The sequence below is a fragment of the Noviherbaspirillum sp. ST9 genome (assembly GCF_048799745.1).
In the GTDB taxonomy this organism is placed as follows: domain Bacteria; phylum Pseudomonadota; class Gammaproteobacteria; order Burkholderiales; family Burkholderiaceae_D; genus Noviherbaspirillum.
Map to the genome: position 1 here is coordinate 173,432 of NZ_JBLWFR010000004.1, position 24,670 is coordinate 198,101.

Genomic DNA, 24,670 nt, shown 5'->3' on the forward strand with positions numbered 1-24,670 from the left:
AATAAAGCGGGACCGGCAATAAGCAAAGTTATTTGCCGGCCCGTAGTGCATTCACGGCGTCTCGCCAACCGCCGACACAAAGTGAAAGTTTGATCCTAGGTCACGAGGAGTCCGAGGCGCTTGGTGGGAGAGGCAAAAATAAAACAAAAAATGGATGTGAGATGCAACTTACATGTCCTGCAAAGTTTGATAACGGTACTGCATCAGATTTTGCTTCTCGACTTCTAATTCTTTCAGCTTATCCAGAAATTTCAATTGACTTTAACCCTCTTGGATTTGTTGATCCGTTTTCGAGCCTAGTGCTTGCGCACGGGTTAAAGCAATTTATATATACGCGGCATAGGAATGGGCTGGTGACTCAGTACTTGGGCATCGATAACCCGTTCGGGGTGGTTGGATATCTAAAGCATCTCGGCTTTTTTCGGTTTTGTGGTATTCCTACAGGCAAGGAGGTCGGCGAAGCCGCAGGGAATTCCAATTACTTGCCTTTCACAAAAATCCGTCGCGATCAAATCATGTGGAAAGGCCACGTGATGCAAGAGGAAATTGACATTAAGGCGGACCGTCTCGCCACCGTTATATTCCCGGGTGAAAGAAACGTTGGGCCCGCAATGATGTTGGCCTATGCAATTAGAGAAGTAATCCGAAACTCTTTCGAGCACGGCAACGTCGCGGAATGCACAGTAACGGCACAACGGTGGGTGAATGGTGACGCCGAAATAGCGATTGCAGATGAGGGAATAGGTGTCTATAACTCCTTAGCAAAAACCGGCCTTTACTCGACTCCGGAAAAAGCCATTGAAGCGTGCTTAATGCCCGGTGTCTCGAGCTTCTCCGTTACAGGAGATTCCGAATGGGCAAATTCAGGTTTCGGTTTGTACGTTGTATCAGAACTCGGCAGAAGGTTTGGTGCATTTCAAATCATTAGTTCTGGCCGAAGAATTTCCTATGACGGGACTCGACAGGAAACGGCTCAAACCCAAGTTTTGGGGACTTTCGTGAAGATGCGTGTATCAACGGCTGACGCGGAATTTTTCCCAAACATTCTTCAACAAATAGTTGCTGAGGGTGAGGAAATCGCGAAGACATTGCCTGGCAGCGTGAAAACAGCATCAAAAATGTCTAAGACAGCCTTTTCTAAGAGCTGGTCGTAACGGCGATATCGTGGTCTTGCGATCCATCAGATGTGCTATCACAAGACCTGACGCCAGTTTTCAGAACTAATCCAGCATATCCGCTGGAATATTCCCTCCGTTATCCGCCAGCTTCTTGATCACGGCCTTGTGCAGCCACATGTTCATCTGGGCCGAATCCGACATCTTGTCGGCAGGGCAGCCGAGCTCGGTGGCCAGTTCCTTGCGCGCTGCAAGGCTGCTGTCCAGTCCGAGCAGTTTCAGCAAATCGACAATGGACGTCTTCCAGTTGAGCTTCTCGCTATGCGAACGGGACATTTGCTCCAGCTTGGCGACGACATCGACCGTGCTGGTCGATGCCGCTGCTGGCGCGGGTGCAACCTCGGGTTGCTGCACGGCGGTCGCTCCTGGCTGCGGCGTGGATTCAGTAACGGGCTCTTCCTTTTTAGCGTCACCGAAGCCGAGTTTGGAAAGTATGGTGCCAAAGATACTCATGCTATTCCCCTTAAGGTAGGTTGATGGTGATAACACCGTGACGTGGGTAATTCGATTCGCTCTATCAAACGCTGATTGATTTCGTCCGTTTGGTGTGCCGATGTCGAGAATCGGGTCCAGTATGGGTGACAGGAACCAGGCGGTTTTGCGCGGGCTCAGCGGTTGAATGATCATGCAATCGCGGACACGAAATGGCGGTGGAAAAAGTTATACGTGGCAAGCCAGTCTGCAATGTATAACTGCGAGGCCGGGCATCTCGCACCTCGCCTTGTCCGCCTCGCTCCAGGCGCGTACACTACTGTATGTAAATGCAGTAGTGAGCCTTGGAAGTGGAACTGCAAGACAAACTGGAAATACTTGCCGACGCGGCAAAATACGATGCCTCCTGTGCCAGCAGCGGCGCGCCCAAGCGATCCTCGGCAGGCCGCCAGGGCATCGGGGCGACGACGGGGATGGGGATTTGCCACAGCTATACGCCGGATGGGCGCTGCGTTTCCCTCCTTAAAATTCTTCTCACCAACGTCTGCATCTACGATTGCCAGTACTGCATCAACCGGCGCAGCTCCAACGTGCCACGCGCGCGGTTTTCCGTCGACGAAGTCGTCAAGCTGACGACCGATTTCTATCTTCGCAACTATATCGACGGCTTGTTCCTCAGCTCCGGCGTAATCCGCTCGGCGGACTACACAATGGAACAGCTCGTCCAAGTCGCGCGGCGCCTGCGGGAAGAGAAACAGTTTCGCGGCTACATCCACCTGAAAACCATCCCCGATGCCGATCCTGCGCTCATCGCCGCCGCAGGCCGTTATGCGGACCGCCTGAGCGTGAACATCGAGTTGCCGACAGAGGCGGGGATCGCGAAGCTGGCGCCGGAAAAGAACGTGCAGACGATCAAGCTGGCGATGGGCACGATCCGGCGGCGGCTGGATGAGAAGAAGGAGGAACCCCGCGCGGAACGCTTTGCGCCGGCGGGGCAGAGCACGCAGATGATCGTCGGCGCCGATGCCACCGATGACCGCACGATCCTGTCGACGGCGGAGACACTGTACGGCAGCTACCGCCTGCGCCGCGTGTACTACTCCGCCTTCAGCCCGATTCCGCACAGCCCCGGCAGTGTGCCGATGCAGCCGCCGCCGCTGTTGCGCGAGCACCGCCTGTACCAGGCCGATTTCCTGCTGCGCGGTTATGGCTTCCAGGCGCAGGAACTGTTGCCCGCCGCGGGCGACCTCGCGCTCGACATCGATCCCAAGCTGGCGTGGGCGCTTGCGCATCGCGAATATTTTCCGATGGACCTAAACCGCGCCGAGCCGGACATGATTGCGCGCGTCCCCGGCATTGGCCTGCGCAATGCGAAGCGCATCGCGGATTTACGGCGGCACCGGCGGGTGCGCTACGAAGACCTCGTGCGCCTGCGTTGCAGCATGAAGAAGCTCGCGCCCTTCGTGGTGACGACGGACTACAGGCCGCCGCAGGACAGCGTGTCCTCGCCCGTGCTGCGGCGCGCGCTGGCGGACAAGCCGCAGCAGATGGACTTGTGGCCGGCATGACGCGTCGTATCGCAGTCGATTCGTTCGAGGCTTGGCGCACGGCGGCGCGTCAGCTCATTGCCGCAGGTGTCGCACCCGACGACGTGCAATGGGGGCAGGGCGATGATCTGTTTCCCGCCGACCCGGACGAAATAGAGGGAACGGCAGAGCCGGAACAGGCATTGCGCATCTCGCGCGAACTCTCCGCCTTGCTCGAACAGGCGGCATGCTTCCGCGACAGGGAGCGCTGGCATTTCCTCTATCGCGTCTTGTGGCGCTGGAGCCACGGCGAGAAGGAGGTGGCGTCCGCCGCCGATCGCGATGGCAGCCGTTTGCATGCGATGGCGAAAGCGGTGCGTCGCGAGGAGCATGACATGCGTGCCTACCTCCGGTTCCGCGAGCGTCCGCACGACGACGGCCCGCGCTTCGTTGCGTGGTACGAGCCGGCGCACGATGTGCTGCCGGCCATCGGCAGGCATTTCGCCGATCGCATGGGAAGCAACAGCTGGCTGATCGCCACGCCGGACGCCTCCCTGTTCTGGGACGGCGCCGAGTTGCATCCCGGCCCCGCCGTGCCCAACGCGCAGCACGGCCTGCAGGATGCCGGGGAAGCCTTGTGGCTGACCTACTACCGCAGCATCTTCAACCCGGCGCGCCTGAACACGGACGTGATGCACGGACATATTCCATCGCGCTTCTGGAAACATCTTCCCGAAGCGCGCGTGGTGCCCGAGATGGTGGCGAACGCGTCCACCGGTGCGCGACGAATCGGACAAGCGACGGCGCTCGTCAGTCGCGAGGGTGCGGTCATCCCCGTCAGCCATGAACGCGCGAGGCCGCAGCGTGCATTGCCGGGCACCCTCGACCAATGCCGCCGCTGTCCACGCTGGGAGCGTGCCACGCAGGCGGTGGCGGGAAAGGGCCCGAGGGATGCGCGCATCATGGTCGTCGGCGAACAGCCGGGGGATCACGAAGACCTGGCGGGCGAACCCTTCATCGGACCGGCGGGACAACTGCTAAATGATGCCTTTTCCGCCGCGTTACTCAAGCGCGACGCCGTGTACCTGACCAATGCGGTGAAGCATTTTGGCTGGGAACTGCGCGGCAAGCGCCGCATGCACAAGTCACCGGGACAGCTGGAAATGCTGGCGTGCAGGGACTGGCTGGAGGCAGAGCTGGCGGAAGTCGCACCGACAGTCGTGCTTGCGCTCGGCGTGACGGCATTGAACGCGCTCATGCCCGGCGCCCGCCTGCGCCTGCAGGAGGTGCTCGGCACGCCCTTGCGAAGTGCGGAGCGCTGGATCATTCCCTTGTACCACCCCGCGTATGTACTGCGCGTCCCGGACGAAGCGCGTCGTCGTGCAGCGTTCAAGACGATCGTCGAGGGGATGGCCACCGCCAGGAGGCTGCTTGCAGGCGAGAACTAAGTGACCCGTTGAAAGGATGTTGCGAGGCAAAGGATTCGGAACTGCGCCGCGCGATTGCAATCCAACATGTGTCATCAATACTTTCTGCACGAAAGGAGACGTTATGAATCGCAATCAAGTCGAAGGCGGCGTCAAGGATGCGGCCGGCAAGGTGCAACGCAAATTTGGCGAGATGGTCGGCGACGACCGTCACGAAGCCGAGGGCACGGAAAAGCAGGTGGAAGGCAAGACGCAGAAGACAGCCGGCGATGTGACCAATGCTGTCGACAGGGCGACTGACAAGGTCAGGGACGCCTTCAGGAAATAAGACGCACCGTGCAAGCAAGACGGATGTATCGGAAACGGCGGGACCTCCCGCCGTTTTCATTTGGGCGCACCCGTCCTCACGACAGCTCTTTTCCTGGCGCGTGCGGATGGTGGTCGTGACGCCCGACGTGATGACGTGTGTCGGGCGGCATGGCTGCAATCGCATCGTCAAACATGGCAGCAACCGCCTTGTGAATATCGGGCCGCTTGTGCGTCTCCTCGACCTGACGTTCGACTTCCTCCCGGATCTCCGCAAAAAGCGCGGCCCCGAATGACGGGAAGCGCTCCGGAAGCGAACGGAGGAAATCGGTGGCGGCGCGTGCGCGCTGGTTCTGGTGCTCCGCGTGCCGGGCCTCGAAGACCTTTGCATCGTCCTCGTTCAGGATGGTGATCGGTCCCTTCTTTGCGCGTTCGATCTCTGCAGCCACCAGCTCGGCGCATTTGGTGGCGACGGCATGGCACATCCTTGACTTGAATTCGGCGCCGATATCCGGCTGCGCCGCGAGCAACGCGAGTGCGTCCTGCCCGGACGCTGCTTCCAGATTCCTGCGCAGCTCCTCGGCGCGCTCCCTTGCCTGCGGTTCGAGGCCCGGCGTGAGCACGTCCGCTGCGCACTGCACACCATAGGCCTGAAGTGCGGCCCCAGTGGCACGCTGCTCGGGCGTGAGGGAATCCTGCCGGCTCTTTTCGAGTGCCCTGGTTGCGGAATCGGGTGCCGATGCATTGGACACGACCGCAGCGAGGGTGGCAACGATTTCATCGGCCAACGATGCCTGGGGCAGGGCCGCCAATATGCTTTCCATTTCCATGATGAGTTTCAAGTACGGGTGTCGATGAGAACAGCGAGCGTTGTTTTTGCGGCGCGCTGCTCCCTTACGAGTAAGGAATCCACCATAGGTTCATAACGATCCGGCAATCGGCTCTCTGGCTTCAGCGCCTGGGCTACGATCAACTGCACCAGCGCCATGAAGAAACCCGATCTTCTGGTGATGGCCTTTCCGTGCTGCATGCGTATCGGAAGGCGCATGGCAAGTTCGCGTTGCGCCTGCTCCCGCTGTGCATGTAGGTGTCGCGCTTACAAGTGCCGCAAATCCCGCCAGACTCTGTCGCATTTGCTCGTCGGACAACCGGCTCCGTGATATCCGGCATTGGCAGATGGGTGTGACTTTGAAATACTGACCGGCTTGGTCACTGATCCTGTCTGCAATGCTTCATACCCAAACGCTCGCCCTTGCTACGACCGTTCAGCTCGTTTCGCTATCCGTGTTCCTGACGTTCTTTTTCTTCACGCGTCGCACGTATCCGGGCTTTGGCAACTGGACCAGCGCGCTTGCCAGCCTGGCCATCGGTTATGTCCTGCTCAGCCTGCGCGGCATCGCTCCCGACGCGGTTAGCATTTTGGCGGCGAACTATCTCCTGATGACGGGAATGGCGTTGCTCTTTGACGGCATACTTCGCTTCAGCGGGCGCGCGTATTCCTTTCGATTGAACGGGCCCTTGCATCTTCTCTGCGCGGCATGTGTCGCCGTCCTCGCGTTCTATACCTTCGTGGATCCGAACATCAACGCCAGGGTGGTGGTGGTCAACCTGTTCCGGTGCATCTCGCATGGGGCCTGCGTGGCTGCATTGCTGTACTTTCAGCCGAAAACGGATCGCGCGACCCATCGCTTCCTTGCGCTGCTGTTTTTCGCGTCGGTGACACTCGGCGTTGTCCGCGCCACCTTCGCGCTGAATGCCTCGCCGATGTTGCATCTCTATGACGATCCCACGTTCCGCCTGTTCATGCTGCTTGATCTTGGCGTCGTCGCCGGCATCGCGTTTTGCCTGCCGGTCTTGACCCACATGCGGGTCGAGCAGGAGCTGGAACAAGAGCGTGCAATCGCCGAACGCGCATCGAGAACCGACAAGCTGACGGGACTCTGGAATCGCGCCTATTTCGAAGCCGAGACAGAACGACGTGCGCGGGAAGCGGACCGATTCAAGGACGAGCTGTCCATGCTGATGATCGACGTGGATCACTTCAAGGCCGTCAACGACAAGTATGGCCATCTCACCGGGGATGACGTTCTTCGCCATCTCGCGTCCCTGGCGCGCACCTGCATTCGTTCCACCGACTTGCTGTGCCGATGGGGCGGCGAGGAATTCCTGGTGGTCATTCGCGCGCCACACGAGGTGGCGGCGCAAGTGGCGGAAAACCTCCGGTGCGTGATTGAAGGCGCGACATTTCCGGTACCGCAGGCAATCACCATCAGCGTGGGGGTTGCAAACCGGCGGACGGGCGAGGAGCTGACCACCTGGCTGGCGCGGGCCGATCACGCGCTCTACCGCGCGAAAGCGGGCGGACGCAATCGCATCGAGCAAGAAGGGGCCGACGCATTCAAGTTCAGCCCGCTGACCTTGAAGTGGAATCCGGCTTTCTCTACCGGCGAACCCGTCCTGGACGCGCAGCACCGTGGATTGATTGAACTCTCGGCGCAACTCCTGGAGCGGTGCACGGCCAATGATGGGAAGACCGTACTTCATCTGACGCGCAAGCTTTTGGACGACGCCGCGCGGCACTACCAGTATGAAGAGGGTGTATTGCGGGACCGCAGTTACCCGGACCTCGAAGTCCATCGAAACGATCACCGCAGGTTGTGCGAAAAAGGGGAAGCCTTGTTCGACAGGGTGGCCCACGGCGAGACGGATTTTTCAATGGTTGCTTCGTATGTCCTGAATGACCTCATCATCGGCCATATCGCCGAGGAAGATGTCGCCTACATTGCACATGCCGCGCGTGCGGACGTCGCAACCCGCAGCCAGCATAGTGCAACGATGCATTGAGGGTCGGCCCGCACGGGGCGCACTGAGGATCGGCGCGGGCAAGGAGGTCCGGTGGATTCAGCGTGAAGCAGGCAGGGCTGGAATCCCGGCGTGCGGGGCTAAGCAAATGGAAGAAATTATTCTGACTGTATTGTTCTTTGCAATATGCGTTAGCGGGCGGGTAGTGCGTTCGGGCTACCTTTTGAAGGCAATCGACCGGAGTCACCCGCCCGCTAACGCATGTTGCAAAGATATGGGCGCCTCTTGCGCACCGGCTTAGCGGCCGCCGGGAACAATCATGCGAGCGGCAAGCGTCGCCGCGGCGACCGACTCCATGCGGTCGGTTACCTGCGCAGGTGTGCCGGCATGCGGTCGCGGGATCGTCGCCGGGCACGGTTCCAGCGCGTTCCGGGAGATCAAGCCGAAACCGAGTTGGCGACGGATGTTGTCGTTGAATGTGCTCATGATGGCTTCCTCCATGACGATCCCGAAGCGCGCCGTAGTCCTGTAGTCCATCACGCGCCGTATGCCCATGGGAATGCAAGAAGCCTGCCAATCGGTGGTTGGGCCTGTGGCGCGGTAAAGGCCGGTATGGACAGGCAGTTCTGCACGAAGTGTCACCGCATTGCCTTGTTTCCGTGCACTATGCGGCCAACCCGCACCGGCTGGCGCGCGACGGGGGCGGTGCGCACGCCCGGCGAGCAGTGTGCAGGCAAATAGGTCCTTGCCTTGCTCGGAAGAACCGCTTCCCATTCTTGATAAACACAAGCGCACAGAGTTGGGAAGCGTCCAGCCGACGCTCCACTGGGATTGATCGCTTATTAACGATCACAGGGTCGGCAAAACCCCCATCGTCGGAGGCAGATATTCCTTCAGCTTCGCGATCGCATTCGCGTCGCCGAACGCATCCGCCATCTGGGCGTGGTTCAGTTCGTGAAAGATTGTGTTGGCCGGTCCGCCCAATCTGTCGACGCTAAGCGTGCGGCAACCGTCCTCCCGCCGGCGACCAGTTCTCCCACGGGACATCCTGGATGCACACCATCGCGTGCTCGGGATCGAAGCCGTGCTCGCGCAGTCTCTGTGCAATCCCCTCAACCAGCTGCCGCTTGATCCTGACACTCCGCCCTGCGCCGAGGAGGATTTCGATCAGCATGAAATCCGACGTCCGGGGCGAGGCTGCGTCAGGGAAGGTCGGGTGATAGTCAAAAGACGATTCATCGAGTTCAATGAAGCGCAGGAAGCGGTCATCCTTGCTAACGCCGATGGAGACGAGCGCGCCGTGAACCGCGGCGAAGGCGCGTTGCTTGAACTCCCGTGACTTCTTGCCCTGGGCAGTGATGGACACGAGCGGCATGGTTCTCCTCCTGATTTTCTTGTGAATGTTGCCGGGGCGTTCCGGAATTACGCGGGCCTGACTGCCTCTGGATGGTAGCAGGTCGCATGGCTAGATCTTGCCATGGCAACATCCCGCGGCTGCTGTCATTCAGTGATCTTTATCAAGCGGGCGGGGATGCGGCTTCATTAAGATCGAGCGAGCTTTTCCGGGTGCCGTCTGTTTTGCATGCTGGCGAGCACCCCTTCTCCGTCCCGCCGGCACATCGCCACTCCGGATGACCGGTTCCTACCGAACGGCAACCCCAGAAGAGGAGAATCCCCATGAAGCGCAATCCTATTGCAGCGAATGTTCGTCAAAACGTCCCGGCCCGTCTGGGTACGGCATTGAGCCTGATGGCCTCGCTTGCTGTCCTCGCTGCGCCTGCAGCGGCGCAGAAGCTCAGCGCCGACGTGAAGCTGTACAACACAACTGGCAACCCGGTGGGCAAGGTGAGGCTCACGCAGGAAGGCAGCGGGACGGTGTCCGTCCAGGCGCAGGTGCATGACCTTCCGCCGGGCTTCCACGGGTTCCATGTCCATGCGGTGGGCGAATGCGTTCCACCGTTCACCTCGGCCGGCGGGCACTTCGATCAGGATGCGCACACCCACAGGGACCACAGCGGCGATTTCCCCGTCCTGCTGGTCAATGCCGACGGCACGGCGACCGCGCGGTTCAATACCGATCGCTTCTCGGTCGCCGATCTGTTCGATGCGGACGGCAGCGCGGTCATCGTCCATGCCGGACCGGACAACTACGCGAACATCCCGACCCGGTATGCGGCCGCCCCTGACGCGACGACGCTGGCGACAGGCGATGCAGGCGCGCGCATCGCGTGCGGCGTGGTGGACAAGGTGGTGGGGAAGGATTGACGCGCGAGGGGCCGCGTCTATCCGAGCCGGCTGTTCCAAAAAAAAGAGCCCCGAACGGTCGGGGCTCTTTCATGCGTGCATTTCGCTCAGGCCGTGCGCTTGCTCTTGCGGCGCCATCCGAAACCGGCCAGGCCGATCGCCATGAGCAACGCCGTTGCAGGCTCGGGAACCTGGGTCGCCGGAGATTGCTGCGTGACGCCGCGCGTGATGTCAGCCGACAGTGTCGCGTCGGTGAAAATGTAATCGCCGGTGAGGGCCTTGAGCATGACGGACAGCTTTCCGTCCAGGATCAGGTCAGGCAGGGAAGCGACCAGGGTAATGTCGTACGGCGTGGGCGTATTGCCGTTCGGGACATTGGAGCCATTGAACACTTGCGAGGCGCCGTTGCTCCCGATATTGAAGGTAAATGTCTCGTTGTTCGGCTTGTCCTTGCTCACGTTGTCAATCAGCCTGATCGTCAGGGTCGCGCTGTTGATCGTGTCGAAACCGACGACAAAGCCGTCGAGGCCATCCGTAATGTCATGGGTAAAGGAGTAGGGCAACGCCGAGGTGACGTTGACGTCGGGCGCCGGGTCAATGAAATCCGTGATGACAGCGGCTTGCGCTGCGCTGCCTGCAAACACGAGGGCCGCGGCGCCGAAGGCAGACAAAAGCGTTTTGAATGTTGTCATGTATTTATTTCCCCTGAAAGAAGGTTAGCGCTAGTTGGTACTTCTTGTAACCATGTAGCAAGTTACGCGCCCGAAAGTAAAAGGCTATTAAAAACAATATGTTGGGAAATATATACAATGACGGCGCGACGCAGCTGTAAAGTTTTTCGACAGCATGTGTAAGATCCACCGACAAATGCGGTAAAAGCGCCCATCTAGCTGCCTTCCGCCATGTGATTGTCGTCATTTCCCCTACCATTTCCATGGGATTGCGCAGCGCCGGTCACGCTGCGACCATGCAATGTTTGCTGCGGGACTCGCTGGCTGCGTCCTGCCCCCACCCAATACCCTACTTCCGGTTACCGACTGCAAGCCAGGGCGTGCTTCACGAAAGCGATCACCATGTTGGGATTCGACCCTCGCTCGTTCATCATCATCTCGGCGGCCCTCGGCTTCCTCTGCGCGTTCGTCTTCGCTGTCCTGCAGCGCAGCTTCCCCACGGAGATCAAGGGCTTGAAAGAGTGGGCGAGGGCGTACTTCCTCATGACGGCGGCTGCCGTCCTGTTCGCGCTCAGGGGAAGCGTGCCGGTCGTGTTCACCAGCTACCTGGCGAACATCCTGCTGGTCGGCGGCATCATGCTGATGTACGCCGGCACGCGCGAGTTCGGGGGGCTGCCGCGCCACCATCGCGTCCTTCCCCTGTTCCTGACCGTGTTGTCGTTCGGACTGTTCTGGCCGACCTTCATCGAGGACGATTACCGGCTCCGCCTGCTCCTCATCACGGCGGCCAACGCGACGCTGTTCGGCCTGTGCGCCCTGATGGTCTTCCGCCTGACGACACAGCACTTCGCCGAATGGTTTACCGGTGCGGTCTTCCTGTTTACCGGCGGGGTATCCCTTGTCCGGTTCATGGCCGCGCTGCTTCAGCCGGTCAACAACGACGCCTTCAAGGACGTCTCGATCCTGCAGCACATCTACATGGGGACGTTTTCGTTTTCGGTGGTCGCGCTGGGCGTCGGGTTCATCCTCATGGTGAATCAGCGGCTGCGGGCGATGCTCGAACACGCCGCCTCGCATGACGACATGACAGGCGCGCGGCGCCGCAGCGCCTTCCTTGACCTGCTGGAGCGCGAACTCCAGGGCGCGCCGCGCGGGCGGTTCACCTCGCTGCTGATGATCGACATCGACGATTTCAAGGACATCAACGACAGGCTCGGCCATATCGCCGGCGACCAGGTGATCGTGGATTACGCGCAGAAGGCGCTGGGCGAGTTGCGTCGCGCCGACCTGTTTGGCCGTTACGGCGGCGAGGAATTTGTCGTCCTCCTGCCCGACACCTCGGTCGAGCAGGCCTGTGTCATTGCCAACCGCCTGCGGCTGGCGACAAGCAAACCTTCCGCTTGGGGCGTGCCGGCTTATACCGTCAGCATCGGCGTAGCGACGGTATCGGATGGCCGCGAGTCGTCCATGAGCCTGATTGCGCGCGCCGACGACGCGCTGTACGAAGCCAAGCGCGCGGGAAAAGACCGGATCTCGATCGCCAAGGGGCTGGAGTCGTCGGTTGCAGTCCTGTGCACGCACCCGAACAGTGCATGAGGCTTGCGCGCGATCAACGTGCACGGCCCCGATCCCGCGAATTCTCCTTTAATATTGCTGTATAGTAACTATTGGTTAATGGCCTGTGCGTGGCGCACCGGCCCAGCCCAATCGCCTCAGGCGAGTTCATAAAAATAAAGCAACGGAGACGATGCATGAGGATCGGCCGCCTTGTGTTGAACCGCTTCGCCGGCGACGACGCCAGGATGCGCCGGCTGGTGACGTATTGGGGTGCGACGGTGCTCCTTTACCTGCTGTCGCTGTCCATCCTGTGGGTGGAAGTCCTGTCGGGCGTGGCGCGGGCCGTGCCGGTCATTGCCCTGACGGTGATCGCCTTTACGGGACATGCCTTTTTCTACCTCCTGATTCGCCAGTGCGAGCGCCTCAAGCTCACGCCCTCGCAGCTATCGGTCTACCAGGGACGGTTCGCCATCCTGTGCACGGTGGCGGGTTACTCCGTCATGGGCCCGTTGCGCGGCGCCTCCCTGGTCATCCTGACCGTTATCCTCGTGTTCTGCGCCTTTACGCTGGAGGCAAAAAAAACGCATTCGCTGAGCATCTTCGCCATCAGCCTGCTGGGCGCGACCATGGTGGCCATGCGCTTTGCCGCGCCGGATGTGTTCGATGCGAAAACGGAGATCATTCATTTCGTGCTGAGCGGTTCCATGCTGCTGGTGGTGGCGACGCTGACCGGCCGCCTGAGCGAGTTGCGCGAATCCCTGAAGGCGCAGAAGGCCGAGCTGACGAAAGCGCTGGAGCATATCCAGGTGCTGGCGACGCGGGACGAGCTGACCTCGCTGCCCAATCGGCGCTACATGGGTCAACTGCTGCACCAGGAGGAAGACCTCCGCAAGACGGAGGGGCCGCCGGCTTGCCTGGCACTGCTCGATATCGACTGGTTCAAGAAGATCAATGACATGCACGGCCACGCCGCCGGCGATGAGGTGCTGAAGCGGTTCGCGGAAGCCAGCCGCGTGGCGCTGCGGAACAATGACGTGCTGGCCCGCTGGGGCGGCGAGGAATTCCTGCTGTATCTCCCGGGCACGTCGCTCGACGGCGCGCGGGACGCCGTTGAACGCTATCGGCAGCGGGTGCAGTCGCTGGTCTTCGGCATCGGGGAGACGGCATTCGGCGTCACCTTCTCCGCCGGACTGGTCGAGCTGACGCCCGGAGAGTCGATCGACCAGGGGATACAACGCGCGGACGCGCTGTTGTATGAGGCCAAGGCGAATGGGCGCAATCGTACGGTTGCCGGGACCGCCGTGCGACACGCAACTGAACAGCGACAGGTCGCCTGGATGGAGTGAAACGGAATCCGGGGCCAACGCAGGGTGTGCTGAGAGATCCCGGATTCCAGGCTACGATCCTTTGTCCGTCCCGGCGAGCGCGGCGATGACTGGATGTTCGGCCAGCATGCGCAGGATGCGTCTGGCTTCGTCCTTCTGTTCGCCCGGCAAGCGCGAATGTTCGATGCCGTCGGCCAGGCGCTGGAGTGCAGCCGCTACGTGCGCTTCGTCTTCCCGCGGCGCGGCCGATACCGTCGCAGCTTCGCCAGCGAGCGCAATGCTGAAGTGCGCAGGGATATTCCGGCGCGCCTCGGTGCGGGTCACCGGGCCGGCAATATACACATGTTCGCTGCCGTCCGGCAGCGGCTGGATGACGCGATCGCCTTCTGCGACATGCAGTTCGTCCTGGAAGACAGTGATCCTGTCGGCACCGAACTTCGTCTTGTACGGGCCGCTGCGCGACCCGTGCCTGTCTTCGAAAAAGACCTTGTCGGTCATCATCCTTGCGAGGTTCATGGTGCTTCCGGCTATCTGATTTTTGCGGCATGAATTTAGCACGAAACACTGGGCTGGCAAGACCTTTCCTGGAAGCTATTGCGTGCCGGTATGACAGCTCGCAACCCACGGCAGGCACAATTGGTGCAAGGTGCCTCCCAAGGAGGAACCGATGGATCACAACGCGCTGCACCAAAAAGTCTTTCTGACCCTGTTGCTGGTTGTCTCCCTCGCCTTTGCATGGATACTCTGGCCGTTCTATGGCGCTGTGTTCTGGGGCGTCGTCCTGGCCATCCTGTTCGAACCCTTCCACCGCAGGATGCTTCAGTCGATGCCCGGCAGACACAACCTGGCGGCGCTCATGACCTTGTTGCTGTCGCTGGTGATCGTGATTTTTCCGCTCGCGCTGATTACTGCCGCGCTGGTGCAGGAAGGAACGGGGGTGTATCAGGAAATCCGGTCGGGAAAGCTGGACTTCGGCGCCTATTTCCAGCAGATCCTCGATGCCCTCCCGACGTGGATGGTCAACCTGCTCAACCGTTTCGATGTGGGCAACCTGTTTGCGTTGCAGGAAAAGCTGTCGAGCGCAGCATCGGAGGGCGGCCAGCGCATCGCCACGCAGGCGCTGACCATCGGCCAGAATACCTTCGAGTTCATCATCAGCTTCGGCATCATGCTGTACCTGCTGTTCTTCCTGCTGCGCGACGGGCGCAGCCTGTCGCGGACGATCCGGCAGGCCATTCCGCTCAGCGCCGAGCACAAGCGCAACCTGTTCGGCAAGTTCACCACCGTGATCCGGGCGACGGTCAAGGGCAACATCGTTGTCGCCGCCGTGCAGGGGGCGCTGGGCGGCGTCATGTTCTGGTTTCTCGGCATTCCGAGTCCGCTGGTGTGGGGCGTGGTGATGGCGTTTCTTTCCTTGCTTCCGGCCGTGGGCGCCGGTCTGATCTGGGCGCCGGTGGCGATTTACTTTCTTGTGACCGGTGCCATCTGGCAAGGCGTGACCTTGATCGTATTCGGCATCCTCGTGATCGGCCTGGTCGATAACGTGCTGCGCCCGATCCTGGTCGGGAAGGATACGCAGATGCCGGATTACGTCGTGCTCATCTCGACGTTGGGCGGCATGTCGCTTTTCGGACTCAACGGTTTCGTCATCGGTCCGGTGATCGCGGCGCTGTTCATTTCCGCCTGGGATCTCTTTTCGTCTGCGCCGCAGGATTCACAGTCATAGGCGTCGCGGCCGCAGCAACAAGAACGGTTTCCGGTAGGAAGGATTGACCTGGCAACAGCAATAGCTTCAACGCGGAAACCATTTTTTACGTTTAACCTCCAATCGGTATTCCCACCGTTGCGGCCGGCCCCTTTCCATGCCCACCCTGACCCGTCTCACCGCGCGTGTCCCGCCGACCGTGCTCGCCATCATCGCGGTTGCCATCACCACGCTTGTGCGATATCTGCTGGCACCCTATTTGGGCGCAAAGGCGCCGCTGCTGCTGTTCACCTTGCCGGTGCTGTTCTGCGCCTTGTTCGGCGGCGTCTTGTCGGCGTTTGTCGCGACTGTCCTCAGTATGGCGTCGGCTGCCTATTTCTTCACCGGTGCGCCGGGCACCCTGTATCTGGACGACCCGGCTGACCATGTGCAATTTGCCCTGTTCGCCTTGATGGCGCTGGCCACGATCGGCTTTGGCGCGGTGCTGGAAAAGTCGCGTCGCGCACTGCGCGAGAGCGAGGAACGGTTTCGCCTGCTGGTGCAGGGCACGCACGATGTCGCCGTATTCTTCCTCAGCCCCACGGGTGTCATCGAAAGCTGGAACGAGGGCGCCCAGCGCATCAAGGGATACACCGAGGACGAAATGCTGGGAAAGCATTTCTCCATTTTCTATACCGAAGAGGAACGCGCCGCGGGCGTGCCGGAGCGATTCCTGGCGGAAGCGGCAGGAAAAGGCTCGGCGCGGACGGAGGCGTGGCGCGTCCGCAAGAGCGGCGAACAATTCTGGGCGGACGTTGCGCTGACCGCGACCTACGATCCCAACGGCAAGCTGCGTGGCTTCTCCAAGATTACCTACGACCGCACGCGGGAACATGCCTTGCTGAAGTCGATGGAGGAAAGCGAGCAGACCGCGAAGGCCTTGCTCGAATCGACGGCGCAGGCCGTCGTCGGCATCAACAAGGGCGGCAGCATCCGCCTCGTGAACAAGGCGGCGGAGAAGATGTTCGGTTATTCCCGGGACGAGCTGGTCGGGCAGCCGCTGGAAGTCCTGTTGCCGGAACAGTTGTGGGACAGGCATGCCAACCAGCGTACCGACTATTTCAACCATCCACGCCAGCGGCCGATGGGGCAGGGCATGGAGCTGACGGCCAGGCGCAGGGACGGCTCGATCTTTCCGATCGAGGCCAGCATCAATATGTGCGAAACGCCGGCCGGGCGGATGGCGGTCAGTTTCGTGACCGACATTACCAAGCGCAAGCAGATCGAGAACGAGCTGCTGCTGGAGCGGTCGCAGTTGAAAAGCATCCTGGAATACTCGCCGCTGCAGGTGTCCATCCGCGACCTCTCCGGCCGCATCATCATTGCCAACCAGAGCCTGGCGGAGGCAATGGGCATGCCGCCCGAGAAGCTGATCGGCAAAGGCGTGTTCGACCTTCTGCCGCCCGATGTTGCCAAGCGGATGTGGCAACGCGACCAGGAGGCGATGCGCATCAACGGCGCGGTGCGCGACGAGGAGCAGATCCGGTTGAAGGATGGGACGGCCCGCACCTATGCGACCGTGCGCTTCCCCGTCAGCTACATCAATTCGCTGGAGCCCTTCGGCCTGTGCACGTTTTCGCTCGACATCACCGAGCAGAAGGAGGCCGAGCTGCGTGCGCTCCACGCCGCGCAGCACGACCCTCTCACCGACCTGCCGAACCGCGCGCTCGTGTACGAGTTCGGCGCACGGCTGCTCGCCGGGGCGAAGCGTTCCGGCACGAAACTGGCCGTGCTGTTTTTTGACCTCGACCGCTTCAAGCCGATCAACGATACCTACGGCCATGAGACCGGCGACAGGATGCTGCAGGAGGTCGCTCGCCGGATCACGCGCGGTATTCGCGGCAGCGATCTGGTGGGCCGCATCGGCGGCGACGAATTTGTCGCCATCCTTGCCAACATGGAGTCGGACCACCATGTCCACCAGTCGGCGCAGCACCTGCTGGCGAGGCTGCGCGAGCCGTACCACATCAATGAGCTGGAGCTGCGCACCTCACCCTCGATCGGCATCAGCCTGTATCCCGATGATGGGGAAAACATCGATACGCTGCTGCGCCACGCGGACGCGGCGATGTACCACGCCAAGGCGAACGGCCGAAACACCTACCAGTTCTTCAACCTGGAAATCGATGTGGGCAGCAAGCGCGCGTTCGCCCTCGAACAGCGGCTGCGCCAGAGCTTCAACGAGAGCGAATTCGAGCTGTATTACCAGCCCATCATCGAGACGCGCACCATGCAGGCCATCGGCGCCGAAGCCCTCATCCGCTGGCGGCAGAAAGGCGCGGATGTCGTGATGCCGGGCGAATTCATCGCGGCGGCCGAGGCCTGCGGACTCATCAACCAGCTCGGCGCGTGGGTGTTGCAGGAAGCGTGCAGGCAGCACGTGCGCTGGCTGGAGGCCGGCCTGCCGCCCTTGCGCGTCGCGATCAACGTGTCGCCGATCCAGTTCCGCGCGCATGATTTCGAAAAGCGCGTGGCGGAGGCCATCGAGCGCTCGGGCATCGCGCCCGCCTATGTCGAGCTGGAAGTGACCGAGAGCATGGTGATGCGCGAAATCCAGCGGACGACCGAAACCCTGGAGGAGCTCAAGCGCCTCGGCCTGCGCATATCGCTCGACGACTTCGGCACCGGGTACTCCAGCCTGAGCCACCTGTCGCAGCTGCCCATCGACAAGCTCAAGGTCGACCAGTCCTTTGTCCGCCATATCCAGACCGACAAGCGCTCGCTCGTCATCACCGAGACGGTCATCGGCATGGGAAAGAAGCTCGGTGTCGAAGTCGTGGCGGAAGGCATCGAGTCGGAAGAGGCGCTCGAACTGTTGCGGGAACGCGACTGCGACATGGGACAGGGTTACCTGTTCGGCAAGCCGATGGACGCAGGCCAGTTCGAGCAATGGTTCCGGCGGACCCAGCCGCAACGCGTGTATCACTGACGCGCAACCGCACCGGAATTTGTCTGTCACCCCTGCGTAATGCAAGTCGCATGTCGTGTTGCGGACTCGCCTCGCTTCGGTAAAAAAAGTTGATCTAGAGTAAGTTTTTCGAAAGCTCACCGGGGTACGCTTCCTCCCTGTTTGCAATTCGCACCTGTTCTGCACACCGCAGCCTCATCCCCGCTGCGATGTGTCGCTTATCGAAATCTACTCATTAAAAGAACATGAAGCTCTCCTTCCGCACCAAACTCTTCGCCCCGCTCGTCATCTGCTGGATCAGCCTCTGGGCCGTCACCCTCACCGACATTTATCACAACAGCCAGCGCCGCCTGGACGACAGGAAGATGTCGCTCAAGTCCGCCACCCAACTCGGCTTGTCCGTCGTGAAGGAATACGCGGACATGGCGGCTGCGGGCACCCTGCCCGTCGACGAAGCGAAGACGCAGGCGATGGCGCGGGTCAAGGCGATGCGCTTCGGTGCCGACGGCTACCTCACCATCATCTCGTCGGACGCGAAGATGGTCATGCATCCGATGAAACCGGAGATGGACGGCAAGGAACTCATGGACTTCAAGGATGCCAAGGGCAACCAGCTCTTCAAGGACATGGCGGCCATCGCCAGGGGGCCGGGCGAGGGATGGGTGGAGTACGTGTGGCCCAAGCCGGGACACCCGAACCAGTCGGAAGTCTTCGCCAAGGGCTCTTATGTCCTGGCATACAAGCCTTGGGACTGGGCTTTCGTCACCGGCGTTTACCTCGATGACCTGTCCGACGCGACCGTCCGCGATTTCTGGACCGCCTTCGTGGCGCTGGCCGTGGTCGGCATTTTCCTCAACGGCGCTGTCCTCTTCGTCGCCTTCAGCCTGAACCGCGCCATCGGCGGCGACCCCGAGGATGCGGCCGAGGTGGCGCGCAGGATCGCCGCGGGCGACCTGTCGCAGCCGGTCAAGGTGAAACCCAAGGACACCACGAGCCTGCTCTACGCGATGAAGACCATGCAGGAAAGCCTGCTGGGCATCGTGACCAAGGTGCGCGTCGGCACCGATTCCATCACGGCCGCCACGAATGAAATGGCCGCGGGCAATCTCGACCTGTCGTCGCGCACCGAGCAGCAGGCCGCCTCGCTGGAAGAGACGGCATCGTCGATGGACCAGCTCACCTCCACCGTGAAACAGAATGCCGACAACGCGCGCCAGGCCAACGAGATGGCGCTGTCGGCGTCGGAAGTGGCAGGCAAGGGCGGCGCCGTGGTGGCCGAAGTGGTGGAGACCATGGCGGCCATCAACGCTTCGTCCAGCAAGATTGTCGACATCATCGGTGTGATCGACGGCATCGCGTTCCAGACCAATATCCTTGCGCTGAATGCCGCCGTCGAGGCCGCGCGCGCCGGCGAACAGGGCAGGGGTTTTGCCGTGGTGGCCGCCGAGGTGCGTACGCTTGCCCAGCGTTCCGCCGCTGCCGCAAAGGAAATCAAGGCGCTCATCGGCGACTCGGTGGACAAGGTGCATGCCGGGACCGCGCTCGTCGACCAGGCAGGCGCGACCATGCAGGACGTCGTCACCAGCGTCAAACGCGTGGCGGACCTGATCGGCGAGATTTCCATGGCGAGCCAGGAGCAGAACAACGGCATCGACCACGTCAACAAGGCTATCGCGCAGATGGACCAGGTGACGCAGCAGAATGCCGCGCTGGTGGAAGAGGCCGCGGCCTCCGCCGAATCGATGCACAAGCAGGCGGAAGAGCTGGCCGAGGCGGTGCAGGTGTTCAAGATCGATGTGACGCAGTCCGCCCCGGCGCTGGTGCAGCGCAAGGAGCCGGCACTGCCCGCCGTGAAAAAGGCAGCACCGCCGTTGCGCAGCGTGCCGGCGCCGGTCCGCCGCACTCCCGCGGTGTCCACGGCCGCCGCGGACGGATGGGAAGAGTTCTGATCAGGCATCCCGCAACGTCCGAATAGCCGATGCGTAATTTGATCAGCCTGCCCGTACTCCACTCCCGAGCACACGCAGACAAAATCTTCGCCATTTTGCTTGTCGGACTGACTCCTATCGTCGGCCTGGTGGCGTGGCTGACGCCGGGATGGGGGGCGTCGCCGCTGGCGTGCGCGAACGGTCACGCACCCGCTGTTCCCGCAGGCGGCTGGATCATGGCCACGGCACTCGCGGCGAGCGTTGCCCTGGGCTCCCTCCTGATCAGTCGCCGCTGGAAAGCACAACCAATCGGCGGCATCTACAATGCCGCGGCGGCCATCGTCTTTTCCGCGCTGTTCGTGCACTTCGGCGGCGGGTCGGGCGACTTCCATGTCATTTCGTTCATCCTCACCTCGCTCCTGCTGTATTACCGTGCACGCTGGCCGGTCGTACTGGCGGGCGCATTCTTCGTGTCGCACCATCTCGGCTTCTATACCCTGCAGGATGCCCGCGTACCGGTGATCCTGTTCTCCTGCCTCGAACCGCGCTCGCTGATCATCCACCTGATTACCGGGATGAGCCAGTGCGCGCTGTTCTGCTACATCGCCGGCCGCATGGAGCGCAAGGATGCCTACCTGAAGGCGGCCGCCGCCCAGCAGGAGCTGGCCGCGAGCGTCTTCCACAATGCGATCGAGGGCATCGTCATCACCGATGCCAAAGGCACCATCGTTTCCGTCAATCCCGCATTCACCGCGATCACCGGTTACCGCAGCGACGAAGCGGTCGGGCAGACGCCGAGGATGCTGAAGTCAAACCGTCACGACCAGGCGTTCTACCGGGAGATGTGGAACACGATCGAATCCGCCGGACAATGGAAGGGCCAGATCTGGAACCGCCGCAAATGCGGCGAAGTCTTCCTTGAATCGCAGACCATCCGCAAGCTGCTCGGCGAAGATGGCATCGTGCGGTATGTCGCGGTGTTCAACGACATCACCGATCAATGGCGCAAGGACCAGCGTATCGAATACCTCGCGTTCTACGACTCGCTGACCGGCCTCGCCAACCGCGCCCTCCTCAACGACCGTATCAGTCACGCAATCACCTTTGCCGAACGTTCGCAGAAGAGCGTCGCGGTATTGATACTCGACCTCGACCGCTTCAAGAACATCAACGACACCTTCGGCCACGACCAGGGCGACAAGCTGCTGCAGATCGTCGGCGTCCGCCTGCGCGAAGCCGCGCGTGAGACCGACACTGTCGCCCGCCTCGGCGGTGACGAGTTCGTCGTCCTGCTGGAGAATCCCGGCACGCCGGAAGACGTGGCCGTGATCGCCACCCGTATCGTCGCCAGCATCGCCGAGCCGACACAGCTCGGCGGCATCACCCTGCAGGTGGAGGCATCGGTCGGTGCGGCCCTCTATCCCGCCGACGGCCTCGACGCCGCGGCCTTGCTGAAGAATGCGGACACCGCCATGTACGAGGCCAAGGCCGCCGGCAAGAATACCTATCGCTTCTTCAGCGCCTCGATGACCGACAGGGCGAAGAAGCGGCTGCACCTGGAAATGGACCTGCGGCGCGCGCTGGAAAAGAACGAGCTGGAGCTGCATTACCAGCCGAAGATCTGCCTGCGCACCGGCTCGCCCGTCGGCGCGGAGGCGCTGGTGCGCTGGCGGCATCCGGAGCGCGGCCTTGTTCCTCCGGTGGAGTTCATTCCGCTGGCGGAAGAAACCGGGCTCATCGAGCCGCTTGGCGACTGGGTGCTGGAGGAAGCATGCCGGCAGCTGTGCGTCTGGCGCACGAGCGGGAGCGGCGTGCAAAGCATCGCGGTCAACGTATCCGCGCTTCAGTTCCGCGGACTTGCCTTGTCCGACCGCATCCGCAAGCTGCTGGATCGCTACGGCCTGCCGGGATCCGTGCTCGAAGTCGAACTGACCGAGTCCGCACTGATGAACGATCCCGACGAAGCGATCGAGATCATGCAAAGCCTGCGCGCGGCGGGCGTCAGGATTGCGGTGGATGATTTCGGGACCGGGTATTCCAGCCTGTCGTATCTCAGCCGCCTGCCGATCGATACGTTGAAGATCGACCGTTCCTTCGTCATGCAGGCGGACCACAGCGCCAACGGACGCGTGGTGTGCGAGACGATTATCGGTCTGGGCAGGAACCTGCATCTGCAGGTCGTCGCGGAAGGCATCGAGACGCCGGAACAGCTCGCCTACCTGCGGCTGCAAGGGTGTTATGCAGGTCAGGGGTACCATTTCTGCCGCCCGGTGCCGGAACGTGAACTGACCGCCTGGCTTGCCGAGGTTGAACCGGGGATGCGGATGGCCGTTGGTGCGGCGTGAGCGGGAATGACGGGTTATATTTTTCGGCCATTATCCCAACGTCATCCGCTCGTAGGACAAACCCGACCTTCCCGTTGTCACTTCCGGGAAATTCCCGCTCCCGGGAGTGTTGTTTGCCGCAAACATGTCCAACTTAATGAGGGATATCCACATTTGACGCGTGGACTTTCGCAGGTATGATAATTGCCGTGCGGCAATAAGCGCGCTGTCCTGTCCGGTTGCAAAAAAGCTGACAGTCAGGTGCAGGTGTCGGTTCATCCTGGAGAAAGCATGGCAACCAAATTAACACGCATCCCGGCAACACAATGGGCGAGGGTCCAGTTCGGCGACCTTGCGCCGTCGCCCTATGCCTTGCGCTGCTGGATCGAGCAGGGACATATCCGCCCCGCGCCTGAACTCATTGAAGGACGCTGGTTCGTCCATCCGTCCGCCGAATACAGGGACAGGCACTCCGACCAGGTCCCCTGAGGCGCAAGCGCCGCCATCCCCATCATCCGTCCGGCTTCCGATTTCCTGGTAGTCGGCATTCGTCATCCGCAGTGCCAGCCCCTGGCCTGCGTGCTTTAACAGTAGGTGTACCCGTGTTGAATCCCGCGTTCCTCCAATCCTGGACCATTTCCAAAAAGCTGCGTGTGCTGACCGCCTGCGCCATTCTCGGCATCGTGGTGCTCACGGTGCTGTTTCTCGTCAGCGAGCGCAAGCTCGTGCTGAAGGAACGCCAGGACAGCGTCCGCCAGGCGGTGGAAACAGCGCATGGCGTCGTTGCCTATTACCACGGCCTGGCCGCAAAGGGCGCCATGCCCGAGGAGGAGGCTAAGGCCGCCGCCCTCAAGACCGTGAAGGAACTGCGCTACAACACGTCCGAATACTTCTGGATCAACGACATGCAGCCGCAGATGGTGATGCATCCGATCAAGCCGGAACTCGACGGCAAGAACCTGTCCGACCAGAAGGACACCGACGGCAAGGCGTTGTTTGTCGAGTTCACCGCGACCGTCCGCGCCGACGGCAGCGGCTTCGTCAATTACCGCTGGCCGAAGCCGGGCAGCGCCGAGCCGGTGCCCAAGGTGTCCTTCGTGAAGGGCTTTGCACCATGGGGCTGGATCGTCGGCTCAGGCGTCTATATCGACACGGTCGAGAGCACCATCCTGTCCCGCGTGGTCGAATTCACGCTCGGCGCCGCCGCACTCGCCGGCATATTGCTCGTCATCTGCGCGATGATCGGCCGCAGCCTGCTGCGCCAGCTCGGCGCGGAGCCTGCCTATACCGCTGAAGTCACACGCCGCATTGCCGCCGGCGACCTCACGGTGCCGGTCGAGCTGAAGGCCCATGACCAGACCAGCCTGCTGTATTCCATCAAGAGCATGCGCGACAGCATCGCCGGCATCGTCGGCCAGGTGCGCACCGGGACCGACTCCATCGTGACCGCGTCCGGCGAGATCGCCGCCGGCAACCTCGACCTCTCGGCTCGCACCGAAGAACAGGCAAGCTCGCTGGAAGAGACCGCCGCATCGATGGAAGAACTGACGTCGACCGTGCGCCAGAATGCGGAGAACGCGCAACAGGCGAACACGCTGGCCATCTCCGCATCGCAACTGGCAAGCGACGGCGGACAGGTCGTGTCGCAAGTGGTCGACACGATGGAATCGATCAAGGGCAGCTCCGGCAAGATCGCCGACATCGTCAGCATCATCGACGGCATCGCCTTCCAGACCAACATCCTGGCGCTGAATGCCGCAGTGGAAGCCGCGCGCGCCGGCGAGCAGGGCCGCGGCTTCGCCGTGGTCGCCACGGAAGTGCGCACGCTCGCGCAGCGCTCGGCCAGCGCCGCGAAGGAAATCAAGACATTGATCGGCGAGTCCGTCGCCCAGGTGGAGGAAGGCGGCGCGCTCGTGCAGCAGGCCGGCGAAGCGATGGAGAAGGTCGTCGTCTCCGTGCGCCAGGTAGCGGAACTGATCGGCGAAATCGCCGTCGCCAGCCAGGAACAGAGCGCCGGCATCCACCAGGTCAACCAGGCCATCGGCCAGATGGACGAAGTGACGCAGCAGAACGCGGCATTGGTGGAAGAGGCAGCATCCGCATCGGAAAGCCTGAAGGAGCAGGCGCACCTGCTGCACGAAGCCGTCAGCATCTTCCGCGTCGACGCCGCGGCCGGGCAGCCGCGGGCCAGCGCCGCCGTTCTCGCTTTCGCGCCGCATGCGAAGCGCCCATCCCTGCCGCAACCCGCGGCGCGCAAGGCACTGCCGTCGTCAAGGGCGCGCATGGTCCGGCTGGGGTAAA

At 61.7% G+C, this 24,670-nt stretch carries 21 protein-coding genes; 14 read left to right on the plus strand and 7 right to left on the minus strand.

Features of this window, described 5'->3' with window-relative positions; genetic code table 11:
* Positions 1 to 32 precede the first annotated feature (32 nt).
* Positions 33 to 1,154, plus strand: a complete 1,122-nt coding sequence (locus tag ACNOHI_RS09910; protein WP_420474505.1) for an ATP-binding protein — start codon at positions 33 to 35, stop codon at positions 1,152 to 1,154.
* Between the two features lie 66 nt (positions 1,155 to 1,220).
* On the opposite strand, the gene ACNOHI_RS09915 is transcribed toward ACNOHI_RS09910, so the two are convergent.
* The gene (locus ACNOHI_RS09915; protein ID WP_420474506.1) at positions 1,221 to 1,802 is read right to left on the minus strand and encodes a DUF3597 domain-containing protein; all 582 of its coding nucleotides are present in this window, start codon (positions 1,800 to 1,802) and stop codon (positions 1,221 to 1,223) included.
* Between the two features lie 155 nt (positions 1,803 to 1,957).
* On the opposite strand from ACNOHI_RS09915, the gene ACNOHI_RS09920 reads away from it, so the two are divergent.
* The 3 genes from ACNOHI_RS09920 (at position 1,958) to ACNOHI_RS09930 (ending at position 4,888) form a co-directional block, all read left to right on the plus strand.
* Positions 1,958 to 3,175 (plus strand): putative DNA modification/repair radical SAM protein, encoded by a 1,218-nt coding sequence (locus ACNOHI_RS09920; protein WP_420474507.1) that lies wholly within the window; start codon positions 1,958 to 1,960, stop codon positions 3,173 to 3,175.
* On the plus strand, positions 3,172 to 4,581 hold the full coding sequence (locus tag ACNOHI_RS09925) for a UdgX family uracil-DNA binding protein (protein WP_420474508.1): 1,410 nt from the start codon (positions 3,172 to 3,174) through the stop codon (positions 4,579 to 4,581). Before ACNOHI_RS09920 ends, ACNOHI_RS09925 begins: the two co-directional genes overlap by 4 nt.
* Positions 4,582 to 4,684: 103 nt before the next feature.
* Complete coding sequence (locus ACNOHI_RS09930) at positions 4,685 to 4,888, plus strand: CsbD family protein (protein WP_420474509.1); 204 nt, start codon at positions 4,685 to 4,687, stop codon at positions 4,886 to 4,888.
* Between the two features lie 76 nt (positions 4,889 to 4,964).
* Here the strand turns inward: ACNOHI_RS09930 and ACNOHI_RS09935 are convergent, their stop codons facing one another.
* A complete protein-coding gene (locus ACNOHI_RS09935) occupies positions 4,965 to 5,696 on the minus strand; it encodes a hypothetical protein (RefSeq protein WP_420474510.1) in 732 nt (243 codons plus the stop codon).
* An 8-nt stretch (positions 5,697 to 5,704) separates the two neighbouring features.
* On the minus strand, positions 5,705 to 5,896 hold the full coding sequence (locus ACNOHI_RS09940) for a hypothetical protein (RefSeq protein ID WP_420474511.1): 192 nt from the start codon (positions 5,894 to 5,896) through the stop codon (positions 5,705 to 5,707).
* Between the two features lie 197 nt (positions 5,897 to 6,093).
* Here ACNOHI_RS09940 and ACNOHI_RS09945 point away from each other — a divergent pair, with 197 nt between their 5' ends.
* Entirely contained in the window at positions 6,094 to 7,710 is a 1,617-nt protein-coding gene (locus tag ACNOHI_RS09945) for a diguanylate cyclase (protein WP_420474512.1), read from the plus strand.
* 255 nt (positions 7,711 to 7,965) lie between these two features.
* Here ACNOHI_RS09945 and ACNOHI_RS09950 read toward each other — a convergent pair whose 3' ends face one another.
* Entirely contained in the window at positions 7,966 to 8,205 is a 240-nt protein-coding gene (locus tag ACNOHI_RS09950) for a hypothetical protein (RefSeq protein ID WP_420474513.1), read from the minus strand.
* Between the two features lie 457 nt (positions 8,206 to 8,662).
* A complete protein-coding gene (locus ACNOHI_RS09955; protein ID WP_420474514.1) occupies positions 8,663 to 9,043 on the minus strand; it encodes a tautomerase family protein in 381 nt (126 codons plus the stop codon).
* Between the two features lie 302 nt (positions 9,044 to 9,345).
* Here ACNOHI_RS09955 and ACNOHI_RS09960 point away from each other — a divergent pair, with 302 nt between their 5' ends.
* A complete protein-coding gene (locus ACNOHI_RS09960; RefSeq protein WP_420474515.1) occupies positions 9,346 to 9,933 on the plus strand; it encodes a superoxide dismutase family protein in 588 nt (195 codons plus the stop codon).
* An 86-nt stretch (positions 9,934 to 10,019) separates the two neighbouring features.
* On the opposite strand, the gene ACNOHI_RS09965 is transcribed toward ACNOHI_RS09960, so the two are convergent.
* Positions 10,020 to 10,604: a PEP-CTERM sorting domain-containing protein gene (locus ACNOHI_RS09965; protein ID WP_420474516.1), complete on the minus strand. Its 585-nt coding sequence runs from the start codon at positions 10,602 to 10,604 to the stop codon at positions 10,020 to 10,022.
* A 381-nt stretch (positions 10,605 to 10,985) separates the two neighbouring features.
* On the opposite strand from ACNOHI_RS09965, the gene ACNOHI_RS09970 reads away from it, so the two are divergent.
* Together ACNOHI_RS09970 and ACNOHI_RS09975 are read left to right on the plus strand one after the other, a co-directional pair.
* Positions 10,986 to 12,179 (plus strand): GGDEF domain-containing protein, encoded by a 1,194-nt coding sequence (locus ACNOHI_RS09970; RefSeq protein ID WP_420474517.1) that lies wholly within the window; start codon positions 10,986 to 10,988, stop codon positions 12,177 to 12,179.
* 155 nt (positions 12,180 to 12,334) lie between these two features.
* Positions 12,335 to 13,486: a GGDEF domain-containing protein gene (locus ACNOHI_RS09975; protein WP_420474518.1), complete on the plus strand. Its 1,152-nt coding sequence runs from the start codon at positions 12,335 to 12,337 to the stop codon at positions 13,484 to 13,486.
* Positions 13,487 to 13,537: 51 nt separating this feature from the next.
* Here ACNOHI_RS09975 and ACNOHI_RS09980 read toward each other — a convergent pair whose 3' ends face one another.
* Positions 13,538 to 13,981 carry a hypothetical protein gene (locus ACNOHI_RS09980; protein WP_420474519.1) on the minus strand — a complete coding sequence of 148 codons (444 nt, stop codon included), beginning with the start codon at positions 13,979 to 13,981 and terminating at the stop codon, positions 13,538 to 13,540.
* A 151-nt stretch (positions 13,982 to 14,132) separates the two neighbouring features.
* On the opposite strand from ACNOHI_RS09980, the gene ACNOHI_RS09985 reads away from it, so the two are divergent.
* The 6 genes from ACNOHI_RS09985 to ACNOHI_RS10010 all read left to right on the plus strand — a co-directional run bounded on the left by ACNOHI_RS09985 (position 14,133) and on the right by ACNOHI_RS10010 (position 24,669).
* Positions 14,133 to 15,191, plus strand: a complete 1,059-nt coding sequence (locus ACNOHI_RS09985; protein ID WP_420474520.1) for an AI-2E family transporter — start codon at positions 14,133 to 14,135, stop codon at positions 15,189 to 15,191.
* A 136-nt stretch (positions 15,192 to 15,327) separates the two neighbouring features.
* Entirely contained in the window at positions 15,328 to 18,138 is a 2,811-nt protein-coding gene (locus ACNOHI_RS09990) for an EAL domain-containing protein (protein ID WP_420474521.1), read from the plus strand.
* 224 nt (positions 18,139 to 18,362) lie between these two features.
* Positions 18,363 to 20,066, plus strand: a complete 1,704-nt coding sequence (locus ACNOHI_RS09995; protein ID WP_420474522.1) for a methyl-accepting chemotaxis protein — start codon at positions 18,363 to 18,365, stop codon at positions 20,064 to 20,066.
* 29 nt (positions 20,067 to 20,095) lie between these two features.
* Positions 20,096 to 22,390: a putative bifunctional diguanylate cyclase/phosphodiesterase gene (locus ACNOHI_RS10000; RefSeq protein WP_420474523.1), complete on the plus strand. Its 2,295-nt coding sequence runs from the start codon at positions 20,096 to 20,098 to the stop codon at positions 22,388 to 22,390.
* Positions 22,391 to 22,660: 270 nt separating this feature from the next.
* Complete coding sequence (locus ACNOHI_RS10005; RefSeq protein WP_420474524.1) at positions 22,661 to 22,858, plus strand: hypothetical protein; 198 nt, start codon at positions 22,661 to 22,663, stop codon at positions 22,856 to 22,858.
* A gap of 113 nt (positions 22,859 to 22,971) precedes the next feature.
* On the plus strand, positions 22,972 to 24,669 hold the full coding sequence (locus ACNOHI_RS10010; protein ID WP_420474525.1) for a methyl-accepting chemotaxis protein: 1,698 nt from the start codon (positions 22,972 to 22,974) through the stop codon (positions 24,667 to 24,669).
* The last annotated feature ends 1 nt before the right edge of the window (position 24,670 follow it).

Coding starts and splice junctions, on each gene's coding strand:
- ACNOHI_RS09970 (WP_420474517.1), top strand. CDS start 10,986: ATGTTGGGATTCGACCCTCGCTCGTTCATCATCATCTCGGCGGCCCTC.
- ACNOHI_RS10000 (WP_420474523.1), top strand. CDS start 20,096: ATGCGTAATTTGATCAGCCTGCCCGTACTCCACTCCCGAGCACACGCA.
- ACNOHI_RS09965 (WP_420474516.1), bottom strand. CDS start 10,604: ATGACAACATTCAAAACGCTTTTGTCTGCCTTCGGCGCCGCGGCCCTC.
- ACNOHI_RS09940 (WP_420474511.1), bottom strand. CDS start 5,896: ATGCAGCACGGAAAGGCCATCACCAGAAGATCGGGTTTCTTCATGGCG.
- ACNOHI_RS09925 (WP_420474508.1), top strand. CDS start 3,172: ATGACGCGTCGTATCGCAGTCGATTCGTTCGAGGCTTGGCGCACGGCG.
- ACNOHI_RS09930 (WP_420474509.1), top strand. CDS start 4,685: ATGAATCGCAATCAAGTCGAAGGCGGCGTCAAGGATGCGGCCGGCAAG.
- ACNOHI_RS09985 (WP_420474520.1), top strand. CDS start 14,133: ATGGATCACAACGCGCTGCACCAAAAAGTCTTTCTGACCCTGTTGCTG.
- ACNOHI_RS09980 (WP_420474519.1), bottom strand. CDS start 13,981: ATGAACCTCGCAAGGATGATGACCGACAAGGTCTTTTTCGAAGACAGG.
- ACNOHI_RS09960 (WP_420474515.1), top strand. CDS start 9,346: ATGAAGCGCAATCCTATTGCAGCGAATGTTCGTCAAAACGTCCCGGCC.
- ACNOHI_RS09950 (WP_420474513.1), bottom strand. CDS start 8,205: ATGGACTACAGGACTACGGCGCGCTTCGGGATCGTCATGGAGGAAGCC.
- ACNOHI_RS09915 (WP_420474506.1), bottom strand. CDS start 1,802: ATGATCATTCAACCGCTGAGCCCGCGCAAAACCGCCTGGTTCCTGTCA.
- ACNOHI_RS09935 (WP_420474510.1), bottom strand. CDS start 5,696: ATGGAAATGGAAAGCATATTGGCGGCCCTGCCCCAGGCATCGTTGGCC.
- ACNOHI_RS10005 (WP_420474524.1), top strand. CDS start 22,661: ATGGCAACCAAATTAACACGCATCCCGGCAACACAATGGGCGAGGGTC.
- ACNOHI_RS09945 (WP_420474512.1), top strand. CDS start 6,094: ATGCTTCATACCCAAACGCTCGCCCTTGCTACGACCGTTCAGCTCGTT.
- ACNOHI_RS09990 (WP_420474521.1), top strand. CDS start 15,328: ATGCCCACCCTGACCCGTCTCACCGCGCGTGTCCCGCCGACCGTGCTC.
- ACNOHI_RS09995 (WP_420474522.1), top strand. CDS start 18,363: ATGAAGCTCTCCTTCCGCACCAAACTCTTCGCCCCGCTCGTCATCTGC.
- ACNOHI_RS09975 (WP_420474518.1), top strand. CDS start 12,335: ATGAGGATCGGCCGCCTTGTGTTGAACCGCTTCGCCGGCGACGACGCC.
- ACNOHI_RS09955 (WP_420474514.1), bottom strand. CDS start 9,043: ATGCCGCTCGTGTCCATCACTGCCCAGGGCAAGAAGTCACGGGAGTTC.